This window comes from Deinococcus sp. KSM4-11, from assembly GCF_004801415.1.
Classification (GTDB): domain Bacteria; phylum Deinococcota; class Deinococci; order Deinococcales; family Deinococcaceae; genus Deinococcus.
Genome location: NZ_SSNX01000001.1, coordinates 351,598 through 370,756, shown reverse-complemented (window position 1 = coordinate 370,756; position 19,159 = coordinate 351,598). Strand labels below are relative to the sequence as shown.

Annotated in this window: 21 protein-coding genes; 17 read left to right on the top strand and 4 right to left on the bottom strand. The window is 68.5% G+C overall.

The window, feature by feature from the left end:
* Positions 1 to 14: 14 nt before the first annotated feature.
* Positions 15 to 302 (bottom strand): hypothetical protein, encoded by a 288-nt coding sequence (locus tag E7T09_RS01855; RefSeq protein ID WP_136387433.1) that lies wholly within the window; start codon positions 300 to 302, stop codon positions 15 to 17.
* A 69-nt stretch (positions 303 to 371) separates the two neighbouring features.
* Here E7T09_RS01855 and E7T09_RS01850 point away from each other — a divergent pair, with 69 nt between their 5' ends.
* The 5 genes from E7T09_RS01850 to E7T09_RS22405 all read left to right on the top strand — a co-directional run bounded on the left by E7T09_RS01850 (position 372) and on the right by E7T09_RS22405 (position 3,846).
* On the top strand, positions 372 to 1,373 hold the full coding sequence (locus E7T09_RS01850) for an alpha/beta fold hydrolase (RefSeq protein ID WP_136387432.1): 1,002 nt from the start codon (positions 372 to 374) through the stop codon (positions 1,371 to 1,373).
* Positions 1,374 to 1,447: 74 nt separating this feature from the next.
* Positions 1,448 to 2,488, top strand: a complete 1,041-nt coding sequence (locus E7T09_RS01845) for a sugar phosphate nucleotidyltransferase (protein ID WP_136387431.1) — start codon at positions 1,448 to 1,450, stop codon at positions 2,486 to 2,488.
* Between the two features lie 37 nt (positions 2,489 to 2,525).
* A complete protein-coding gene (locus tag E7T09_RS01840) occupies positions 2,526 to 2,714 on the top strand; it encodes a hypothetical protein (RefSeq protein ID WP_136387430.1) in 189 nt (62 codons plus the stop codon).
* A 130-nt stretch (positions 2,715 to 2,844) separates the two neighbouring features.
* Positions 2,845 to 3,582 (top strand): YebC/PmpR family DNA-binding transcriptional regulator, encoded by a 738-nt coding sequence (locus E7T09_RS01835; RefSeq protein ID WP_136387429.1) that lies wholly within the window; start codon positions 2,845 to 2,847, stop codon positions 3,580 to 3,582.
* Between the two features lie 135 nt (positions 3,583 to 3,717).
* Entirely contained in the window at positions 3,718 to 3,846 is a 129-nt protein-coding gene (locus E7T09_RS22405; protein WP_255578379.1) for a hypothetical protein, read from the top strand.
* A gap of 516 nt (positions 3,847 to 4,362) precedes the next feature.
* Here the strand turns inward: E7T09_RS22405 and E7T09_RS01830 are convergent.
* Entirely contained in the window at positions 4,363 to 5,322 is a 960-nt protein-coding gene (locus E7T09_RS01830) for an alpha/beta fold hydrolase (protein ID WP_136387428.1), read from the bottom strand.
* A 108-nt stretch (positions 5,323 to 5,430) separates the two neighbouring features.
* Here E7T09_RS01830 and E7T09_RS01825 point away from each other — a divergent pair, with 108 nt between their 5' ends.
* Complete coding sequence (locus E7T09_RS01825) at positions 5,431 to 6,420, top strand: polyprenyl synthetase family protein (RefSeq protein WP_136387427.1); 990 nt, start codon at positions 5,431 to 5,433, stop codon at positions 6,418 to 6,420.
* Positions 6,421 to 6,433: 13 nt separating this feature from the next.
* On the opposite strand, the gene E7T09_RS01820 is transcribed toward E7T09_RS01825, so the two are convergent.
* Complete coding sequence (locus tag E7T09_RS01820) at positions 6,434 to 7,228, bottom strand: N-formylglutamate amidohydrolase (protein WP_136387426.1); 795 nt, start codon at positions 7,226 to 7,228, stop codon at positions 6,434 to 6,436.
* Between the two features lie 82 nt (positions 7,229 to 7,310).
* Here E7T09_RS01820 and recF point away from each other — a divergent pair, with 82 nt between their 5' ends.
* From recF to E7T09_RS01765, 11 genes are all read left to right on the top strand, one after another.
* On the top strand, positions 7,311 to 8,432 hold the full coding sequence (gene recF / locus E7T09_RS01815; protein ID WP_136387425.1) for a DNA replication and repair protein RecF: 1,122 nt from the start codon (positions 7,311 to 7,313) through the stop codon (positions 8,430 to 8,432).
* Positions 8,429 to 9,307, top strand: a complete 879-nt coding sequence (locus E7T09_RS01810) for a DUF721 domain-containing protein (protein ID WP_240741564.1) — start codon at positions 8,429 to 8,431, stop codon at positions 9,305 to 9,307. The genes recF and E7T09_RS01810 overlap by 4 nt, the downstream gene beginning before the upstream one ends.
* Before the next feature lie 78 nt (positions 9,308 to 9,385).
* Positions 9,386 to 10,132, top strand: coding sequence for a molybdenum cofactor biosynthesis protein B (locus tag E7T09_RS01805; protein ID WP_136387424.1), 747 nt, complete (start codon positions 9,386 to 9,388; stop codon positions 10,130 to 10,132).
* Positions 10,129 to 10,911 carry a hypothetical protein gene (locus E7T09_RS01800; RefSeq protein ID WP_136387423.1) on the top strand — a complete coding sequence of 261 codons (783 nt, stop codon included), beginning with the start codon at positions 10,129 to 10,131 and terminating at the stop codon, positions 10,909 to 10,911. The genes E7T09_RS01805 and E7T09_RS01800 overlap by 4 nt, the downstream gene beginning before the upstream one ends.
* Before the next feature lie 177 nt (positions 10,912 to 11,088).
* Complete coding sequence (gene truD, locus E7T09_RS01795) at positions 11,089 to 12,171, top strand: tRNA pseudouridine(13) synthase TruD (RefSeq protein WP_136387422.1); 1,083 nt, start codon at positions 11,089 to 11,091, stop codon at positions 12,169 to 12,171.
* Positions 12,168 to 12,551 carry a hypothetical protein gene (locus tag E7T09_RS01790; RefSeq protein ID WP_136387421.1) on the top strand — a complete coding sequence of 128 codons (384 nt, stop codon included), beginning with the start codon at positions 12,168 to 12,170 and terminating at the stop codon, positions 12,549 to 12,551. Before truD ends, E7T09_RS01790 begins: the two co-directional genes overlap by 4 nt.
* Positions 12,548 to 13,003: a DUF3293 domain-containing protein gene (locus E7T09_RS01785; RefSeq protein WP_136388428.1), complete on the top strand. Its 456-nt coding sequence runs from the start codon at positions 12,548 to 12,550 to the stop codon at positions 13,001 to 13,003. Before E7T09_RS01790 ends, E7T09_RS01785 begins: the two co-directional genes overlap by 4 nt.
* Positions 13,000 to 14,769, top strand: a complete 1,770-nt coding sequence (locus tag E7T09_RS01780; RefSeq protein WP_136387420.1) for a helix-turn-helix domain-containing protein — start codon at positions 13,000 to 13,002, stop codon at positions 14,767 to 14,769. The genes E7T09_RS01785 and E7T09_RS01780 overlap by 4 nt, the downstream gene beginning before the upstream one ends.
* 597 nt (positions 14,770 to 15,366) lie before the next feature.
* Positions 15,367 to 16,626: an ABC transporter substrate-binding protein gene (locus E7T09_RS01775; protein ID WP_136387419.1), complete on the top strand. Its 1,260-nt coding sequence runs from the start codon at positions 15,367 to 15,369 to the stop codon at positions 16,624 to 16,626.
* A 189-nt stretch (positions 16,627 to 16,815) separates the two neighbouring features.
* On the top strand, positions 16,816 to 17,748 hold the full coding sequence (locus E7T09_RS01770) for a carbohydrate ABC transporter permease (RefSeq protein ID WP_136387418.1): 933 nt from the start codon (positions 16,816 to 16,818) through the stop codon (positions 17,746 to 17,748).
* A gap of 10 nt (positions 17,749 to 17,758) precedes the next feature.
* Positions 17,759 to 18,610 (top strand): carbohydrate ABC transporter permease, encoded by an 852-nt coding sequence (locus E7T09_RS01765; protein WP_136387417.1) that lies wholly within the window; start codon positions 17,759 to 17,761, stop codon positions 18,608 to 18,610.
* Between the two features lie 81 nt (positions 18,611 to 18,691).
* Here E7T09_RS01765 and E7T09_RS01760 read toward each other — a convergent pair whose 3' ends face one another.
* Positions 18,692 to 19,114, bottom strand: coding sequence for a hypothetical protein (locus E7T09_RS01760; RefSeq protein ID WP_136387416.1), 423 nt, complete (start codon positions 19,112 to 19,114; stop codon positions 18,692 to 18,694).
* Positions 19,115 to 19,159 lie beyond the last annotated feature (45 nt).

The following is a 19,159-nucleotide window of genomic DNA, read 5'->3' as shown; positions in this document are numbered from 1 at the left end:
GAGGGCCGGTCGACCTACCGATCGCCCGGCACGTGAATGGAATCGACCTGCACGCTGTGGCGCAGGAGGATGGTTTTCAGGCGCTGCATGGCGTCCACGGCGGCCGTCCGGTGCTCGGGGCGGAACACCAGGGTCAGGCGCGCGGCCTGCCCGGCGCGGGGTTCCTGGGCCTGCACCTGCAGGGGGCGGCCGAACGCGGCGTCGTGCATCACGTCGTTCAGGATGCGCGCGAAGCCCAGTTCGTCCACGCCGTCCAGCGTGAACGCGATGCCCTGGGGTGCGCCGGAGTCGGGACTGGACATGGCGGCAGGGTAGCGTGCATGCGCCGCGCGTGTCGGCGCCGGGCCGCACACGCTCCCTAGAATGACGCCATGACTCCGGATTCTTCCGACCGCGACCAGCCGACGCTCCCCCCGGGCGACCCGGATCGAGCGACCCTGTCCGACCTGGACGGGCAGGACGACGAAGCCCTGCTCGACGTCAAGGTTCACCAGGAGCACCTGAACGGCGCCGACCTGTACTTCGAGGTAGTGGGCGAGGAAAGCGGTGAGGCGCCCGTCGTGTTCCTGCACGGCGGACCCGGGTACAACGCGTACTCGTTCCAGGCCATGTTCGCAGAGCGCATGCCCCGCCGCACGGTGTACCTCGACCAGCGCGGTTCCGGGCGCAGCGGCCCGCTGGAGGACACCGAGCAGGGCGCAGACACCCTGGATCTGGACACGCTGGTCGGGGATCTGGAGGCGCTGCGCGAATTTCTGGGGGCCGAGCGGATCGTGCCGCTGGGGCATGGCTTCGGGGCGCTGGTGGCGCTGGAGTACGCGCGGCGGTATCCGACCCGCACCGAGCGCGTGATCGTGGTAAATCCCTGGGTGCATTTCCCGGATCTGGCCCTGACCCTGCTGTCCGAGGCCAGTGCGCGCCAGGGCGTGGCCCTGAACGACCCGGCGCCCGACCTGCGCGCCAGCATGCCCGAGGGACAGCACCCGCAGGTGGGTGCCGCGCGGATCGAGCAGGCCTTCGCGCTGCTGAACGCCCGCGACCTGCTGAACGCCCTGCACTTCAAGGACGCAGCCAGCCGCATGCACCTGGAATTCCTGGATGCCGAAGGCCAGCTGATCGGCGGGGGCGAGGTTCAGCAGGCGCTCGTGAACCAGGGCCTGTGGGAGTTCGAGTACGCGCCCTTCCTGACCGAACTGCGCCGCCCGGTGTATGTGATCGCGGGAGCGCACGACCGCAGCGCGTACCCGGAGCAGGTGCAGTACGTCGCAGACCTGGCCGACGGGGACGTGACCGTGCTGGATGCCGGGCATTACCCGTGGCTGGATGCCGAGGACGGGTTCGCGGACGCCCTAGAGGACGCGCTGCGCCGGTGAGCTCCGCTCAGGGGCAGAGCGGGCGCTGAGTCCGGACGGCGCTCATCGAGGACGGATATAGTGCAACCGATTTCATGAATGGCCTCATTCTCGCCGCCGGACGTGGCAGCCGCCTGCTGCCCGTCAGTGCCACGCGTCCCAAGCACGCGGTGCCGGTGGCGGGCGTGCCGATCATCGCCCGCGCCGTGCAGGCGCTGCGCCGAGCGGGCGTGGCACGGATTGGCGTGGTCGTCAGCCCCGGCAGCGAGCCGGATCTGCGCGACGCCACGCAGGAGCTGGGGCCCCTCCAGTTCATCGTGCAGCGGGAGCCGCTCGGCACCGGCCATGCCGTGCTGGCCGCACGGGAGTTCCTGGCACAGCAGCCCGCGCTGCTGTACCTAGGCGACAACCTCTTCCAGGATTCCCTGAAGCCCCTGCGCGCGGCGCTGGAGGACGGCGCAGACGCCGTGATCGGCGTGAAACGTGTGCCGAACCCGCAGGCGTACGGTGTGGCCATCGTCGAGAACGGTCGGCTGCTCCGTCTGGTCGAGAAGCCGGTCGAGCCGGAAAGTGATCTGGCGGCCTGCGGGGTGTTCGCGTTCCGTCCGGAACTGCTGGAAGACGTGGCGGCCCTGCTGCCCAGCGAGCGCGGGGAACTGGAATTCCCGCAGGCGATCACGGCGCTGGCCGCGCGCGGCGGCGTGGTACGCGCCGTGGAATTCCAGGGGTTCTGGAGCGATGCGGGCACCCCCGCCGACCTGCTGGTGGCGAACACGCACTTCCTGGGCGAGCAGACCGGCCGGGTCGAGGGCCGGGTGTTGAGCAGCGACCTGCGCGGCCTGATCGTGATTGAGCCGGGCGCGAGCGTGCAGGACAGCGAACTGACCGGCCCGCTGTGGATCGGGCCGCACGCCAGCATCCGGGGCTCGGTGCTCGGCCCGAACGTCAGCGTGGGTGCCCACGCGCGCATTCACGGCGCGACCGTGCAGGACAGCCTGATCGACGAATTCGCCCGCATCCTGCACCCGGAACGGCCGCTCACGCGGGCGATCGTCGGGCGGCACGCGACGGTGACCGCGCCCGGCGTGGGCGACCTGCATCTGGTGATCGGAGACCGCAGTATCGCCCAGCAGTGAAGGCCGTGAACGCCGGGTGGCGCGTATGCTGGGCGGCATGACATCCCCTGAACGGACACCGGCGGAGCGGCCCACCGACGCCACCGAGCAAGGGGGCGAGGTGCTGATCAGCGGCCTGGACACCGGGCCCAGCAACGCGGAACGTGGCACCCCCACGCCCAGCGAGCTGGAAGAGCGCCTTCTTCCCCTGCATCCGGTCGCCGAACCCGACGACGAGGACGGCTAGGCCCCACTCCGGGCGGGTCGCGACGGCATGAAGTGCTGGCACCCTGGACGCGGCACGCTAGAATGCCTGCCGTCACGCGCCGTCCCATCTGGGGCCCGGCGCGATCATCCTGCAAGGAGTGTTCTGAAACATGGCCGGTCATAGCAAGTGGGCACAGATCAAGCGTAAGAAGGGCGCGAACGACAAGAAACGCAGCGCGATGTATTCCAAGCACATCCGGGCCATTCAGGCGGCCGTCCGGTCGGGCGGCAGCGGCGACCCGGCCGGGAACCTGAGCCTGAAGAACGCCATCGCGGCGGCAAAGACGGATACGGTGCCAGCCGACAACATCGAGAATGCCATCAAGCGCGCGGTCGGGGCCGAGGGTGGCGCGGCCGAGTACAAGGAAGTCACGTACGAGGGCTACGGCCCGGGCGGCACGGCGATCTTCATCGAGACGCTGACGGACAACGTGAACCGTACCGTGGCCGACATCCGCGCGGTGTTCAACAAGCGCGGCGGCAGCATGGGCAACAGCGGCTCAGTGGCGTGGCAATTCGAGAAGAAGGGCGTGCTGCTGGTGCGCGACGTGAGCGAGCGGGTTCAGGAACTCGCCATCGAATCCGGCGCCGAGGACATCCAGGAATCCGACGAGGGCCTGGAGATCAGCACCGCCCCGAACGACCTGTACGCCGTGCAGGACGCCCTGTCCGGCGCGGGCTACGAGATCGAGAGCGCGCAGCTGACCATGATCGCGACGAACACGGTGGCCGTCGGCGGGGACGACGTCCGCAAGCTCATGACCGTGATCGACGCGCTGGAAGAACTGGACGACGTGCAGAACGTGTACTCGAACGCCGATCTGCCCGACGACGAGAACGAGGACTGACCGGTTCTTCCACCACTTCCCTCACCAGTGCCGCCGGGTCAGTGCAAGAGTGCTGTCAGGCGGCCTTCTTCATGCTGGGGCCATGACGACCTCCTGACCCGGCCAGGGCAGGCTGGGCCGTGGAGGAGCTCCCGTATGCTCGGACTGATCGTTCTGCTCACTGTTTTCGGTAGTCTCGCCGACCTCGCGCGCCGCCAGGAGCACCGCACCCGCGAAGGCGCCGAGCGGGCGCCAGATGTGACGTCCGCCGTGCCGCAAGCCTGACGCAGCACAGGACTGGTTCGCTCGCGTTCAGATTTGGCCAAGGCCTGAGTCCATCCGCCCGGCCCTCCGATTTCAGCGGCCGGTTAAGGAGGAGGCGGAGCATTCATTCATGCTCCGCCTCCTCCGCCTGTGGTTCTGCTTGACCCATTGCATCTCGCTGGCCCGCAGCGGAGTGCGCGGGCTTGCCGAGGCAGAAAGCGTCGACTGATCGGTTGCACCTGACCGATCTCCTGAACGGGAGTCGTCGCGGGTGACCGGTGTCGCCGTGAAGCCGTGGAACACGAGCCTCCCCGCGTTAGCGAGGCCTGTCAGGCGTCGGCCAGCGGCGTGTCCTGACCCCCTCTGGGGTAGAGCACCGGCGCGAGGACGAGCGGCAGGGCGATGGCGGCCAGTGCAAGCAAGAAGGTCATGGGCGCAGTGTGCCGAGTGCGTCATGATCAGGGGATGATCGGGCGTTGACCCAGCGCTGAGCGGGCCTTTAGCGGCCGTGCAGATTCCGGGGGGAGGGGGGCCGGGTCAGGGGTGCGCGGCCCAGAAGGTGTCGAGGGCGGCCCTGACCTCGGGCAGCTTCTCGAAGTGCGGCAGGCCGTCAGTGTCGGGAATGCGGACGGCCTGCACGCTGGGCTGCGCGGTGAACAGCGGCAGACGGTCGAAGGACACGAAGGCGTCCTGGTCGTACAGCACCAGGGTTGGGATGGTGAGTTTGCCGTACAGCTCGGCGTAGGCATCGGGGGTGAAGAGCTGCCCGCTGATGAAGTACACGGGCGCGTACTTCGCGCCGGGCTGCCGGGTGGTGTCCATGCCGTAGTCCACGAGCCCCTGGTCGACCGGCCCGCGGAAGGAGCGGTCGAGGAAGGACTCGATCACGGGCCGCAGCCGCAGCAGGCCGTACAGCGGCGAGCTGATGGCGTTCAGGGTGCGGTAGAGCCGCTGGCCGCCATCGTCGGCGCTGGCGCGCTGCGTACCGGGACGCGGCTGGCCCAGGCCGCTGGGGCTGATCAGGGCCAGCGTGTGAATGTGCGGGTCGCTCAGGGCGGCGCGGGCGGCAAACTCGCTGCCCAGCGACAGGCCGACGACATCCACGTCGGTGCCGAGCTGCGCGACCAGGGCGCTCAGGGCAGAAGTCATCAGGGCCGGGGTGTAGCGGGTGTCGGGCCGGTCACTGCTGCCGAAGCCCGGCCATTCCAGCGCGTACACGGGCCTGGTGCCGACGTAGGCATCCCACAGGGGCTTCATTTCGTAGGCGCTGGCGGCGGCATTCACGGACGGTGTGAGGATCAGGGGACGGCCTGTGCCGCGCGGATCGGCGTAGTACGCGACCTTCCCGAAGTCCGGCAGGGTCAGGAACCGGCGCTCGCCGCTGAGGGCGGGGCGCAGCGTCTGCCCGTCCGGACCGGGGGTCAGGGCGGGCGCGCAGGCAGCCAGGACGGCCAGCACCATTCCAACCAGCAGCGCGAGTTTCAGGGGACGTTTCATGGCCTGATCGTGGCGGCCGGAGGCGGGAACGTGTGTTCGCGTCCGTACCATTGGCGGTCGCATCACGTTGTGAAGGCGGAGCGGGGCGAGCCGCTAGACTGCCACGCGATGAGGGATGAACTGCTGTCGCGCGTGCTGTCGCTGCTGCCCACGGGCGGCTCCCGGCCGGAACTCCAGGCCTACTCGAACATGCTGCGCGACTACCCCACGCGGGGCGGCAAGGGCATCCGCTCGGAACTCCTGCTTGCCAGTGCGCGGGCGCACGGCGCGGCCTCCGGCACACCCGCCCACGAGGGCGCGCTGTGGCTCGCGGCGGCGCTGGAACTGTTCCAGAACTGGGTGCTGATCCACGACGACATCGAGGACGACTCGGAGGAGCGCCGGGGGCAGCCCGCCCTGCACCGCCTGCACGGCGTTCCCCTGGCCATCAACGTGGGCGACGCCCTGCACGTGTACATGTGGGAGGCCGTCCGGCACGCGGACGTGCCCGGAGCCATGGAGGAGTTCCTGGGCATGATCCACCGCACGGCCGAGGGCCAGCACCTCGACCTGTCGTGGGTGGAGCACCGAGAGTGGAACCTGCGGGAAACCGACTACCTGGAGATGGTGGAGCTGAAAACCGCGCACTACACGGTGATCTCGCCGCTGCGGCTGGGCGCGCTCGCAGCGGGGGTGGAGCCGGCGGCGGCCTTCACGGAGGCGGGGGTGGCCCTGGGCACAGCGTTCCAGATCCGGGACGACGTGCTGAATCTGGCAGGCGATCCGGCGAGGTACGGCAAGGAGATCGGCGGCGACCTGCTGGAGGGCAAGCGCACCCTGATCGTGCTGCACTGGCTGACCCACGCCCCGGATGAACAGCGCCGCGTGTTCCTGGAGCAGATGCACCGCAGCCGCCCGGACAAGGAATTGGCGGTCATCGCGGACATCCACGCGTGGCTGCTGGACTCCGGCAGCGTGACGCACGCGCAGGACTTCGCGCATGCTCAGGCCGCGAAGGGACTGGATCTGCTGAAAGACGCCTTCAGGGACGCCGCCGATCCGGACGCCGCGAAGGAGCTCCTGACGGTGATCCGCGATCTCGCGACGCGCGACGCGTAGGCCTCAGGGCGGATCAGGTCAGGAGCGCCAGGGCGGCGTCCGCGAAGCGCGCGAACCCGGCGTTCAGGGCGCGGATCGCGGCGTCCACCGGCTCTCCCCCATCGCCCAGGTACAGCCCGGCGTTGACCTCGATGCCGAAGGCGGGCACGCCGCTGCGGCGGAAGTGGTTCAGACTCAGGGTGTCGCTCTGCCACGGTTCCCCGATGGTCACGCGCTCGTAGGGGCTCGCGGCGATCACGTCCGCGAAGGCAGCCTCGCACGCGGCCTGCAGGGCGGGCCAGTGCTCGTAGGGAAAGGTGGGGGCGTCGTCCTCGCCGGGCATCAGGCAGATGGCGGGGCGCGGCGTGCCCGTGTCATGGCCCAGCGCGGGGCCATGCGTGCCCATGCAGTGACCCACGACCAGCAGCTGTGCGCCGGGCAGTTCGGCGGTGACCTGCCGGTCGAAGGCATCCCAGAGCAGCCGCAGCCTCGCCTCGCGGGCCTCCTCGCTCAGGGTGAAGCCGTCCGGATACAGGGGCGTGCGGGTGAAATCCACGAGCTTGATCACGCCGTTGTCCACCCGGTCGTCGCGGTCGCGGTTCAGGTCGACCACGAAGCGGCTCCACGCGGCGTTCACGTGCCGCGCGCCGGGCAGCGCGTAGATCAGGTCGGTGTAGGGATCGCCGTCGAGGAACAGGCGGCGCAGGAAGGCGGTGCGGGTGGGCGTGTCCAGCGCGGCGTCGCCGAGCATGTCGCGCAGCACGTCGGCAGGCACCTGTCCGGAGGAATGCGGCGTGACGATCAGCAGGGAGTCGCGAGCAGGAGGCATGGGCGCAGCATAGGGACTGCGGCTGCCGCGATATCCGGGACGGGAAACAGTCCGGCCACGCGCCGCACCCTAGAATGCGCGGGTGCGCCTGGACTCACTCTCCACCCTGAACTACCGGAACCTGGCTCCGTGCACGCTGCGGTTTCCGGCGGGCGTGACCGGCGTGTACGGGGAGAACGGGGCCGGCAAGACGAACCTGCTGGAGGCAGCGTTCCTGGCGCTGACAGGCCTGACGGACGTGACCCGCCTGGAGCAGCTGGTGCAGCAGGGCGAGAAGGAAGCCTACGTGCGCGCCGATCTGGAATCCGCCGGCAGCCTCAGCATTCAGGAAGTGGGACTGGGCCGGGGGCGACGGCAGCTCAAGGTGGACGGCGTACGCGTCCGGGCGGGCGACCTGCCGCGTGGCAGCGCGGTGTGGATCCGCCCGGAGGACTCGGAACTGGTGTTCGGCGCGCCAGCAGGACGGCGGGCGTATCTGGATTCGCTGCTGTCGCGGCTGAGCGCCCGGTACGCGCAGCAGCTCGCGCGGTACGAGCGCACCGTGTCGCAGCGCAATGCGGCCCTGCGCGGCGGGGAAAGCTGGGCGATGCACGTGTGGGACGAGGCGCTGGTGAAACTCGGGCCGGAGATCATGCTGTTCCGGAGACGGGCCCTGACGCGCCTGAACGAACTGGCGTCCGAGGCGAACGCAGGTCTGGGCAGCCGCAAGGCCCTGACGCTGGAACTGTCGGAATCGACGACGCCCGAGACCTTCGCGGCCGATCTGGTGGCCCGACAGGCCGAGGAACTGGCCCGCGGCTCCACGGTCACGGGGCCGCACCGCGACGACCTGCAACTCACGCTGGGCGGCTTCCCGGCGACCGAGTACGCCAGCCGGGGCGAGGGCCGCACGATCGCGCTGGCCCTGCGGCGGGCGGAACTGGAACTGCTGGCCGAACGCTTCGGGGAGCGGCCGGTGCTGCTGGTCGACGACTTCTCGGCGGAACTCGATCCGGGTCGCCGGGCCTTCCTGCTGGAGCTGGCCGCCAGCGTGCCCCAGGCGCTCGTGACCGGCACGGAGCGCGCGCCTGGGGCAGCCCTGACCCTGAGGGCACACGCGGGCCGCTTCACGCCCGAGGGTGAGCTGTGGGAACTGACCACGGAGATGACGGCGGAACTGGAGCCCGAGGTGCTGGAGCCAAGCATGGTGGAGACGGACGCATGAGCAACCCCTACCGCAAGCAGGGAGGCCGGCGGCTGAGCGGGCCGCGCGGCATCGGGGAGCTGATGGGCGCGACGCTCGGCACGGCGAAACTCGCCAAGGGGATCGGGCGGGCGCGGGCCATTCTGGCGTGGCCGCAGGCGGTCGGGCCGGAGATCGCGCGCCTGACCAGACCCCGCACCCAGCAGGGCAGCGTGCTGTTCATCGAGGTACGGGACAGCGCGACCGCGCATCACCTGACCATGCAGCGCCATCACTTCCTCAAGGCGCTCAGGGCCCTGCTGGGCGACGATTCCGTGATGGAACTGCGCTTCAGCGTCGGGCCGGTGCGCGAGGCGGTCACGGCGCCACCCCCGCCCGCCCTGCCCGCACCCGACAAGGCGCGTGCGCGGCGGCTGGTGAAGGACGTGACGGGCGACCTGCGCCCGGCCGCATTGCAGGCGGCCGAGGCCATCACGCGGGCCCGCAAGTGGCGCGAGGAACAGGGCTGGCGGCCCTGCCCGGTCTGCGAGGAACCCAGCGAGGAGCAGCCGTGCCGGGCGTGCACGCTGACCCTGGACGATCCGAACGTGAAACGCACGGCCCGCGTGCTGCTGCGCGACCCGGAGCGCCTTGCGGCCGTGGCCGGCGTCATCGGAGACAGCGGCGCGAACGCCGCGCGCTTCCTGGCCCTCCAGTTGCTGGAAGGGCAACTGGATCTGCTGGCGCTGGAATGCGTGCGCAGCGGCAAGGAGGACGGCTACCGCGAGTTCCTGGCCCAGCAGGCCGAGGTGTTCCTGTCGCTGAGCCTGCGCCGCCCCCGTTCGGCCCTGCTGCGCCGTGACCGGGTGAGTCTGCCGGAGAACGCCCGGAACGTGCTGAACGCCGGGCGGGAGTAGCGGCCCGCCACCGCGCAGGAGACCCTGAAAGGGGGATCTGACATGGCGGCCCTTCCGGCGGGCAGGGTATCGTGATGCATGGCCGACGCTCCCATTCCTTTCAACCCACCGGCTTCCGATCCTGCGGCGCGGACGGATGAATCGGCGCAACAACACCGGAATGCGGCCCCACGGACGGCCCGCGTGGCCCTGGTCACCATCAGCGACACCCGCACCCCCGAGACGGACACCAGCGGCCAGTACCTGATGGACGAACTGAAGGCCGGCGGGCACGAGGTGGTCGCGTACCGGATCGTGAAGGATGACGCGGTCGAGATCCGCGCCGCGCTCGTGCAGTTCTCGCGGGAGGCGCAGATCGTGCTGTCGTCGGGCGGCACGGGCATCACCGGGCGGGACGTGACCGTGCCCGTAGTGGAGTCCATCCTGACCAAACCCATTCCGGGCTTCGGGGAGCTGTTCCGCATGCTCAGTTACCAGCAGGTGGGTGGCGCGGCCATGCTGTCCCGCGCGGTCGGAGGCCTGTCGCGTGGCGCGCTGGTCTTCGCCATGCCGGGCAGCCTGAATGCCGTGAAGACCGCCTGGGAAGGTATTCTGCGTGATGAACTGCCGCATCTGGTGTTCGAGCTGGAACGCCACGGGCAGCCGGGCGCCATGACCACGGGCGTCGAGTTGCTGCCGGCCGAGCCGGTGGCCGCGCCACAGGGCCGGGTGTCGCTGGAACGCCTTCCGCTGTCGCCGCTGCCGGGGGGCTTTCCGGTGGCCGGCACCGGGGGCGGCGCGGCCGCCGGCCTGGGCCGACACAAGAAGGGAGAGGGAGTGCCGTGACGTCCCTGCTACAGCCACTGGGGCCGCTCCTGCCCATCAGTGGAGCGCTGGCGCTCAGCGTGGCCCTGATCGCGGGGTACTGGCTGTTGCGCGTGATCCGCGAGGCGCGCTCGCGCTTCATGCCGGGTGTGGCGTACTGGGCGGTGCCGGGCCTGGCAGCGCTCCTCACGGCGGCCCTGCTGGACATTCCGGCGCTGTTCGGCGTGGGCTTGGCGGCTCTCGCGCTGGCTGAATACTGGCCGGACGCCTACCGTCCGGTTCGCAGCCGGCCCGCCTTCGCGTGGCCCGCCGTGGGCGTGATCCTTGGTCTGGCGGTGCTGCCCGCAGCCTGGCAGCAGGTCGAACCGCTCCTGCTGGTGCTCGCGCTGGTGCTGCTGCTCGCGGGTGTGGCCGGGCTGCTCGCGGCGGTTCTGTATCCGCGCCCGGCCCGTGCGGCGCTGGGCTTCCAGGTGCGCTGGAACACGGCCCTGGTGCCTGAGTGGCCGGAGCTGAACATCACCCTGACCGAGCGGGGCGCCCACCTGAAGAACGTGTCGCGTGGAAAGCTCCTGCTGGCCGGCTGGTCGCCAGCGGGCGTGAACGCGTGGTACCGGGTGCGCGGCGAGAACGGTCAGGTGCTCGCCGAACTGCGGGCCGGGCAGGTCGCCCTGCTGCCGGTGACCGCGTGGGACAGCGGCGTGCGGGTCTGGTATGGCAATGCCGGAACGGAGCCGTCCGCGCGGTTGTTCCGGGCCGACTGGACGCCGGCGGCCCGCGCCTCGGAACGCGTCCTGAACTGACGGCGTCCGGTCGCTCGGTGGGGGTATCCGGCCTGGCGTCAGGGGCCTTGACGTGGAGCTGATTTTGATCAGGTCTCGTGTTGGACGGCGGTTCTGCCCTCACCACCGGTTCCCGTAGCCCTCACCCGCCGTGCTCTGTACGGCAGCCTCTCACGCCGCTGCGGGCCGGGGTGGCGTATGGTGGGCGACATCGTGAGTCTGGTGTTCGACTGGTCCGCATTGCATCCCCTGACGACCGGTTCCGGAACGGGCGGGGTGCTCCGTCGGCAGCCGGAGGACTTCGTGGTGCAGGAGGTGCCCCTGTACGCGCTGGCCGGCGAGGGCGAGCACCTGTTCGCGGAAGTGCGCAAGACTGGCCACACGACCGCGCACGTGATCCGCCTGCTCGCCGCCGAGCTGGGCGTGCGGGAGCGGGACATCGGCGTGGCAGGCCTGAAGGACCGTCATGCGGTGACCACCCAGTGGCTCAGCCTGCCGGGCAAGGTCGAGCGCCGCCTGGAGGCCCTCGCGCTCGAGGGTGTGGAGGTCGTGCAGGTCACGCGGCACACGAACAAGCTGGGGATGGGTCACCTGAGCGGCAACCGCTTCGAGATCCGCGTACGGGAGGCGGGCGGAAGCACAGACCAGGCGCGCGAGGTAATGGCAACCCTGGCGGCCCAGGGGGTGCCGAACTACTTCGGGCCGCAGCGCTTCGGACTGGGCGGCGTGAACGCCGAGGAGGGACTGCGTGTGCTGCGCGGCGAGTCGCGCGTGAAGGATCCCCGCGTGCGGCGCTTCCTGACGTCCAGCGTGCAGAGCATGGTCTTCAACCGCTTCCTGAGCCTGCGCCTGGAACGCGGCGTATTCAGCAGCCTGCTGCGCGGCGACATGGCCAAGAAGCACGACACGGGCGGCGTCTTCCAGGTCGAGGATCCCCTGACGGAGGGGGAGCGGGCCGCGCGGGGCGAGGTGAGCGCCACCGGAACCCTGTTCGGCAAGAAGGTGCGCCCGCTGAACTTCGAGGCAGGTGCCCTGGAAGCCGAGGCGCTGGCCGCCTTCGGGCTGGAGGCCGGGGCCTTCGCGTCGCGCCGGGGAGACCGGCGGCTCACGCGGGTGTTTCTGGACGAAGGAAGCGTGACGGCCGAGGACGATGGATTCCGGGTGGCGTTTAACCTGCCGCGCGGCAGTTTTGCGACCAGCGTGCTGCGTGAAATCATGAAGACGAATGTCGATACCCTGGCCCCCGCGGATCAGGACGACGATGCCGAAGGAGACGAGTGAGACACCGCGCTGCCCTGCTGCTGAGCCTGTTGCCCTTCCTGCCCCTGGGCGCCCAGGCCCAGAGCACCCAGGGCCTGTCCGCCACCCTGAACCTGAAGATCGTGCATGGCGGCGCGATCGTGCAGGGCCGCGTGAGCGTGCCGAAATCCGATGATCTGGTTGGCGTGTGGAGCAGCATCGGCCGGGGCCGCCTGATGAAGTGCGCGCCGCGCTGCGAGGTCGTGGACAGCATGCCGGTACAGGGCAACCTGCTGCTGGGCAGCGATTCGGGTTACCGGGTGGTGCTGGGTGGGCACCTCACGGCCGGACAGAAGATCAGTCTGGTGCTGCGGCTGCGCGGGGGCCTGATCCTGAACGTGACCGCGCCGGTGATGCGCTGACCGGGTTCCACACGACTGGAGCAGCGCTGCGGGCCGCTTTCGAGGGCACGGCGTACGGCCCACCCGGAGAACGGTTTTACCTCGGGCAGCACGACGCCGGGTGGGCGCCCCCGTGGGCCGCCGGGAGCAGATCCTGGGCGATCGTAACGGCGTGGAATCCACACGGCCTCCGGCACCCGGACTCGCACAATGCCGAGGCGGCCCGGCGCCTGCTGGTCGCCTGGGCATCGCCGTCCTTTCCCGTGGTGAACGGGGAAGAACCGTGGGCCGAGGAGGCGCTCCTCCTGCCTGGCGCATGTCTGCGCGATGCCGTGACGCTCGGGCGGAGGTTCAGACAGGCGGCCATCGTCTTCGGTGTGGGTCGCCGGACAGCCCTCGTCTGGCTGGACGGTGACCTGCACCTGACCCGCGCCTGGGCCATCCCGGCCCTCCCCTATACTGGTTCCTCGTGACAAGTGGTGGCCAGGACGCGGCTTCTCCGGTCGGGGTGCTGCCCCCGCCCGGCCCGTCCTGCGTGCACCTGCCGCTGGAGGTCACGCCGCAGGAGCTGGCCCGCTATGCCGTGGGGCTGGCGAACGCGCGCGGCGGCACCGTGCTGGTCGGCGTGGACGTGGTGGGCAGCGAGAACGGTATCGGTCGGGATGCGGGGGAACTGCACCCGCTGATGGTCACGCATGCGATCTTCGAACTGTCCGGAGGACGGCTGACTGTGAACGTGCAGCACCACCGGCTGGCCGGCGGGGCGCGGGTGCTGGCGGTATTCGTGCCGCAGGCACCGTACGTGCTGGCCGCGCCAGACGGTTCCGTGATCGCCTGGGACGGCGCGCATCTGGTGCCGGTCACGCCGCCAGGGGCCGAGCCGGTGGCCGATCATGACTACACGGCCGTGGTACCCCCGGATGCCTCGCTGGCCGACCTCGATCCGGCCGAGGTGGCCCGCCTGCGGGGCCTGGGACGTCGGACGCAGGCGACCGGCCTGCCCGACCTGGAATTCCTGCAGGAACTGGGCCTGCTGGTGCCGAGCGGCGGGGCGCTGCGGCCCACGCTGGCGGCCATCCTGCTCGCCGGCACCCCGGCGGCGCTGCGGGCCCACGTGCCGCAGGCGGAGGTGTGCTACTACCACCACGCGGGCGTGGGCGTGGACTTCCACTTCCGGGAGGATCTGCTGCGGCCGATTCCGGCGCTGCTCACGCGGCTGGCCGAGCTGATCCAGGCCCGCAACCGCTTCACGCCGGTGCAGGTGGGGCTGTTCCGGATCGAGGTGTGGGATCAGGACGAGGCCGTGTACCGTGAAGCGCTGCTGAATGCCCTGACGCACCGCGAGTACCGCCTGCGGGACGTGGTGCACGTGCACCACCACCCGGACCGTCTGGAAATCCTGAATCCGGGCGGCCTGCCCGGGGGGATCACGCCGGGCAACATCCTGCGGCACCAGCCCAAACGCCGCAATCCGCTGCTGGCCGAGGTGCTCGCGCGCCTGGGGCTGGTCGAGCGGGCGGGCGTGGGCGTGGACACCATGTACTCGCTGATGCTGCGGCATGGCAAAGAACCGCCGGAGTACACGACGTACCCGGACGCCGTGACGCTGATCCTGCACTCGCCGGGCTTCGACGCCGAGTTCGTGCGCTTCGTGGCCCGCAAGCAGGAAGAAATGCAGACATTGTCGCTGGACATGCTGATCGTCCTCAGCGTGCTGGCACGCGAGGGCGAGGCCAAACGGGACGCCCTGGCCCGCGCGCTGCAACTCCCCGAAGACCGGACGCCGAGACTGCTGCGATCCATGGAGGAGCACGGCCTGATCGCGCGTTCCGGCGTGGGCCGGGGCATTTCGTATGCCCTGGGTGTCGATGTGCAGCGCGCCCTGAACCGATCCGTTGCTGAACCCACCCAGCCGGCATTGTCTCCACCGGCCGATCAGGCGGGCGAGCACGACCCGGCCCATTCCGTGCCCATGGTGCCCTCGGGGGCCAGTGGCCGCCAGAAGGCCCAGAACGTGGCCACAGGACGTCACGAAGGTGCTGGGCCGTCCAGGGCGGAAGTTAGGGCCATCGCTCTCGCCCTCGCGCGGGAACGCGGTCGGGTGCGGAATGTGGATCTCCGAGATGCCTGTGGCCTGAACACCCAGCAGGCCTGGCGGATGCTGCGCGGCCTGGTAAAAGATGGTCTGCTCCGCAAACTGGGCACGGGCACCCGCGACGCCGCATACGAACAGATCTGACCTGCGAGTGCAGCGTGGCCTGAGCCCGTCCGGAACGCACTTCCCCTATCACCTGACAAGGGAGGGCCACAAAGGGTTCGGTGATTCAGCACCCACCCCTGCCGGGATACGAGCTGCGATCGCTTCAATTCCGCTCCTCCACGAGCGCCAGCGTTGGGAGGCATAGCGCACATGCGGGCCGACCCTCAGGGATTGGATGGTAGATGGAGCGGTAAGGCCTTTCTATGTCGGGTCGAGTCAGAACTGTCCTGAACAATGGGCCGACAGCATTGCACGGGCTGAGATTCACGGCCACTTGTCCGACGAGGCGAATCCTCCGTGGAGCCACACCGACTCCGATCGAGTCTTGACCTAACGATCACAGATCTCATGCGGCCTGTCCGGTGCGCTTCATTCCGGAGAAAAGCGCTGTGAACAACTTCCCATACAGGTTGGGTATTGGTGCGCACCTCTGCTTGACGGCCCTGTGCCACAGAACACGTTGACACTGCCCACGGCGCGGTGTAGCCTCTTCACTACCAAACCCGGTCAATTGTGGAACCGCTTCCGAAGATGAAGCGGGTCAGGGCTGAGCCTGACACCCACGCAGGAGGATTCATGAAGAAAGCCATTGCTCTCATTACGCTCACCGCTGCCATCGCCTCAACCAGCCATGCTGGTGCCGTCACACTGACCATCGCGTGTGGGGCCGTAGGCCAGGAACTGGAACTGTGCAAGGCGGGCGCTGCCCGCTGGGCCGCCAAGACCGGCAACGAAGTCAAGGTCTTCGAGAGCCCTAACCTCACCAATGACCGCCTCGCCCTGTACCAGCAGCAGCTGGCTGCCAAGAGCAGTGACATTGACGTGTACCAGCTCGACGTCGTCTGGCCCGGCCTGCTCGCCCAGCACTTCGTCGACCTGAAGGGCAAAGTGCCCGCCGCTGAAGTGAACGCGCACTTCAAGGGCATTATCGAAGCCAACACGGTCGACGGCAAACTTGTCGCGCTGCCGTGGTTCACGGACGCCGGCCTGCTGTACTACCGCACGGATCTGCTGAAGAAGTACGGCTACACCGCCGCCCCCAAGACCTGGGCCGAAATGGCGACCATGGCCAAGAAGATCCAGGACGGCGAGCAGAAAACCAACAAGGCCTTCGCGGGCTTCGTGTGGCAGGGCAAAAACTACGAAGGCCTAACCTGCGACGCCATGGAATGGCTGGTCTCCTTCGGCGGCGGCACCATCGTCGATTCGTCCGGCAAGATCACCATCAACAATGCCAAGGCCGCCCAGGCCCTGGACACCGCAGCCAGCTGGGTCAAGACCATCAGCCCCCAGGGCGTGACCACCTACGGTGAAGAAGAAGCCCGTGGCATCTTCCAGTCCGGCAATGCGGCCTTCATGCGCAACTGGCCCTACGCCTGGGCTCTCGGCCAGGGCACGGATTCCAAGGTCAAGGGCATGATCGGCGTAGCCCCCCTGCCCTCCGGTGGCGCACGTAACGCGGCGACCCTCGGCGGCTGGCAGCTCGGTGTCAGCACCTACTCCAAGAACCAGACGGCCGCGATCGAACTCGTGCGCTACCTGGCTGGCCCCGCCGAGCAGAAGATCCGCGCGATCGAGGGCTCGTACAACCCCACCATCACTACGCTGTATAAGGACAAGGATGTCCTGAAGGCCAACCCCTTCTTCGGCAGCCTGTACGACGTGTTCACTTCGGCCGCCGCGCGTCCTTCCGGCCCCACCAAAGGCAAGTACAACCAGGTCTCGCAGGCCTTCAGCTCCGCCGTCAGCGACGTGCTGACCGGCAAGAGCAAGGGCCAGGCGGCCGTGGCCTCGCTCGCCACGAACCTCGCCCGCATCAAAGGCAGCGGCTGGTAAGCCTCTGAACGCCCTCACCACGGTGTGAGGACAGCGGGGGACGCCCATCGCGGGAGTCCCCCGTCCTTTTGACATTCAAGACACCCCCGGTGCTATCGTTCAGCACACCACAGTCTTCCGCTGGCCCGCGTTCTAATGCACGTCCACGCCTACTCCGTTTCATTTTCCCCTGACAAGGAGGCCATCACCATGACCACGAACGCCACCACCGAGCCCCGCAAGGTGGTCAAGACGCGGGGCATTGAGGCCGCCCGCGCCCGTCAGGCCCTGTGGCTGCTCCTGCCGACCCTGATCGCGATCGCTATCGTCGCCGGGTATCCGCTGTGGCGCACCATCTTCTTCGCGTTCAAAGATGCGAACCTTACCTCGCCTGAAACCGCGACGAACGTGGGATTCCACAACTTCTGGTTTACCACCGAGGACGGCATCGGCATTGGGTTCCTGCAAGATCCCAAATGGTGGCAGGCCGTGAAGAACACCATGCTGTTCACGGTCGTGTCGGTGTTCCTGGAGACGGTGTTTGGGATGATTATCGCGCTGGTCGTGAACGGCAGCTTCAAGGGCCGGGCGTTCCTGCGGACGGCCATGCTGGTGCCCTGGGCGATTCCCACGGTCGTGTCCGCGCAGATGTGGGCGTACATGTACAACGATTCCTTTGGTCTGATCGGGCGCGGGCTGTTGGGCGGGCAGGCGCTACTGGCCGAACCGGACAAGGCCATCTGGGCGTTGATCGCTGTGGATGTCTGGAAGACCACGTCCTTCATGGCCCTGCTGATCCTGGCGGGATTGCAGAGCCTTCCCAGCGATATGTACGAGGCGGCTGACATGGACGGCGCGAGCAAGTGGACGCAATTCTGGAGGATGACACTGCCGCTGTTGCGCCCTGCGCTGCTGGTCGCGTTGGTCTTCCGCTCGCTGGATGCGCTGCGCGTGTTCGACATCATGTACGTCATGCTCGGCCCGGTGAACGCTGCGAGTACCTCCATGACCGGCTACGCCCGTCTGACCTTGATCGACAACTCGCTGCTGGGCATGGGTAGCGCCGTCGCTGTGGCAATCTTCCTGATTATCATGGTGATCGTCATCATCTACGTGACCGCGTTCCGCGTGAAGTTCGACTGAGGAGAACGACATGAACCTGCAACGCACCAATCCCACCCTGTTCTACCTCCAGCGGGCCGCCTTCTACATTCTGGTCATCGCGATCACCTTCTATCTGCTGTTTCCGTTCGTGTGGGCGGTCATCACGTCGTTCAGCAAGGGCGCCAACCTGTTCCTCACACCAGGGGCGTTCTTGGTCGCGCCCAAGACCTTCGACAATTACATTCAGGTGTTCAACAATCCCGCTTTCCAGCGTGGCCTGCTGTACAGCGTGATTGCAGCGGTGGGCGCTGTGGCAATCAGTATCCTGTTCGGGTCGTTCGCCGCGTATGCGCTGGGCCGCTTCCGCTTCGCGGGCAAGCAGGCGGTGCTGTACCTCATCCTGGCCGTCAGTGTGTTCCCGCAAATTGCCGTGCTGGGCGGCCTGTTCACCCTGATTCGCTCGGTTGGGGTTTTCAACAACCCGCTGGCACTGATCTTCTCGTACCTGATCTTCACCATTCCGTTCACCGTCTGGGTGCTGACATCCTTCGTGCGTGACATTCCTGGCGAACTGGAGGAAGCCGCGCTGGTGGATGGTGCAAGCCCCCTCCAGACGCTGTTCCTGGTGCTCTTCCCGGTCATGATGCCCGCGCTGGTCACGACTGGCCTGCTGGCGTTCATCAACTGCTGGAACGAGTACCTGTTCGCCCTGACCTTCACGAGTTCCAACCGCACGGTGCCGGTCGTGATCGCCAACTATTCCGGCGCGTCGCAGTACGACCAGCCGTGGGGGCCGATCATGGCGGCGAGCATCGTTGTGACGGTGCCGCTGATCATCTTGGTGCTGGTCTTCCAGCGCAACATCGTGTCCGGCCTGACTGCCGGGGCCGTCAAGGGCTGAGCGACACCCTGAACACAGCCGAGCAGGGCCGCCGATCCGGATGGACGGCGGCCCTCTTCACGGCTTGCATAAAGCCGGCTCTCAGTTCAGCCGACTGAGGGCCGAATCAAGGTGCTCGCCCGCATACGTGGCGGCCACGTCGCGCAGGATGCGCCGCGCGAGGCTCAGCAGGTCGTCCTCGCCGGTACTGTCCAGACGGAACACCCCGCCCTCACCGTATTCACCCTGAAAGGCCCCGTCGAAGCGCCGCACCCGAACCAGCACCTCGCACAGGCCAAGGCGCAGCCACGCAGCGTGGAAGCCACCCGTGGGCGTGGGCCGCAGGCGATTGATGGGATCGGGAATGAAGTCCAGTGTGACGTTGTTCAGGGGCAGGCCCGGCCCACTTGCGCTGCGCAGCGCGTGGTACAGGGCCTGGAGGAAGGTCTCGCAGGCGCGCGCCTCGGCCTGCCGCCGTTCGGCGTGCCGCTGAATGACTCCCTGAAGTTCGTCAAATTCACTCATGCCCTGTTCACCCGCCGGTTCCATTGGTACCACGGATGCGGGCGG

What these genes read in the sequence shown, in the direction of transcription:
- E7T09_RS01840 (WP_136387430.1), top strand. Translation starts at nt 2,526, where the DNA reads ATGACATCCCCTGAACGGACACCGGCGGAGCGGCCCACCGACGCCACC.
- E7T09_RS01760 (WP_136387416.1), bottom strand. Translation starts at nt 19,114, where the DNA reads ATGAGTGAATTTGACGAACTTCAGGGAGTCATTCAGCGGCACGCCGAA.
- E7T09_RS01820 (WP_136387426.1), bottom strand. Translation starts at nt 7,228, where the DNA reads ATGCCTCCTGCTCGCGACTCCCTGCTGATCGTCACGCCGCATTCCTCC.
- E7T09_RS01810 (WP_240741564.1), top strand. Translation starts at nt 8,429, where the DNA reads ATGAGCAACCCCTACCGCAAGCAGGGAGGCCGGCGGCTGAGCGGGCCG.
- E7T09_RS01835 (WP_136387429.1), top strand. Translation starts at nt 2,845, where the DNA reads ATGGCCGGTCATAGCAAGTGGGCACAGATCAAGCGTAAGAAGGGCGCG.
- E7T09_RS01770 (WP_136387418.1), top strand. Translation starts at nt 16,816, where the DNA reads ATGACCACGAACGCCACCACCGAGCCCCGCAAGGTGGTCAAGACGCGG.
- truD (WP_136387422.1), top strand. Translation starts at nt 11,089, where the DNA reads ATGGTGGGCGACATCGTGAGTCTGGTGTTCGACTGGTCCGCATTGCAT.
- E7T09_RS01845 (WP_136387431.1), top strand. Translation starts at nt 1,448, where the DNA reads ATGAATGGCCTCATTCTCGCCGCCGGACGTGGCAGCCGCCTGCTGCCC.
- E7T09_RS01805 (WP_136387424.1), top strand. Translation starts at nt 9,386, where the DNA reads ATGGCCGACGCTCCCATTCCTTTCAACCCACCGGCTTCCGATCCTGCG.
- E7T09_RS01855 (WP_136387433.1), bottom strand. Translation starts at nt 302, where the DNA reads ATGTCCAGTCCCGACTCCGGCGCACCCCAGGGCATCGCGTTCACGCTG.
- E7T09_RS22405 (WP_255578379.1), top strand. Translation starts at nt 3,718, where the DNA reads ATGCTCGGACTGATCGTTCTGCTCACTGTTTTCGGTAGTCTCGCCGAC.
- E7T09_RS01775 (WP_136387419.1), top strand. Translation starts at nt 15,367, where the DNA reads ATGAAGAAAGCCATTGCTCTCATTACGCTCACCGCTGCCATCGCCTCA.
- E7T09_RS01825 (WP_136387427.1), top strand. Translation starts at nt 5,431, where the DNA reads ATGAGGGATGAACTGCTGTCGCGCGTGCTGTCGCTGCTGCCCACGGGC.
- E7T09_RS01850 (WP_136387432.1), top strand. Translation starts at nt 372, where the DNA reads ATGACTCCGGATTCTTCCGACCGCGACCAGCCGACGCTCCCCCCGGGC.
- E7T09_RS01765 (WP_136387417.1), top strand. Translation starts at nt 17,759, where the DNA reads ATGAACCTGCAACGCACCAATCCCACCCTGTTCTACCTCCAGCGGGCC.
- E7T09_RS01830 (WP_136387428.1), bottom strand. Translation starts at nt 5,322, where the DNA reads ATGAAACGTCCCCTGAAACTCGCGCTGCTGGTTGGAATGGTGCTGGCC.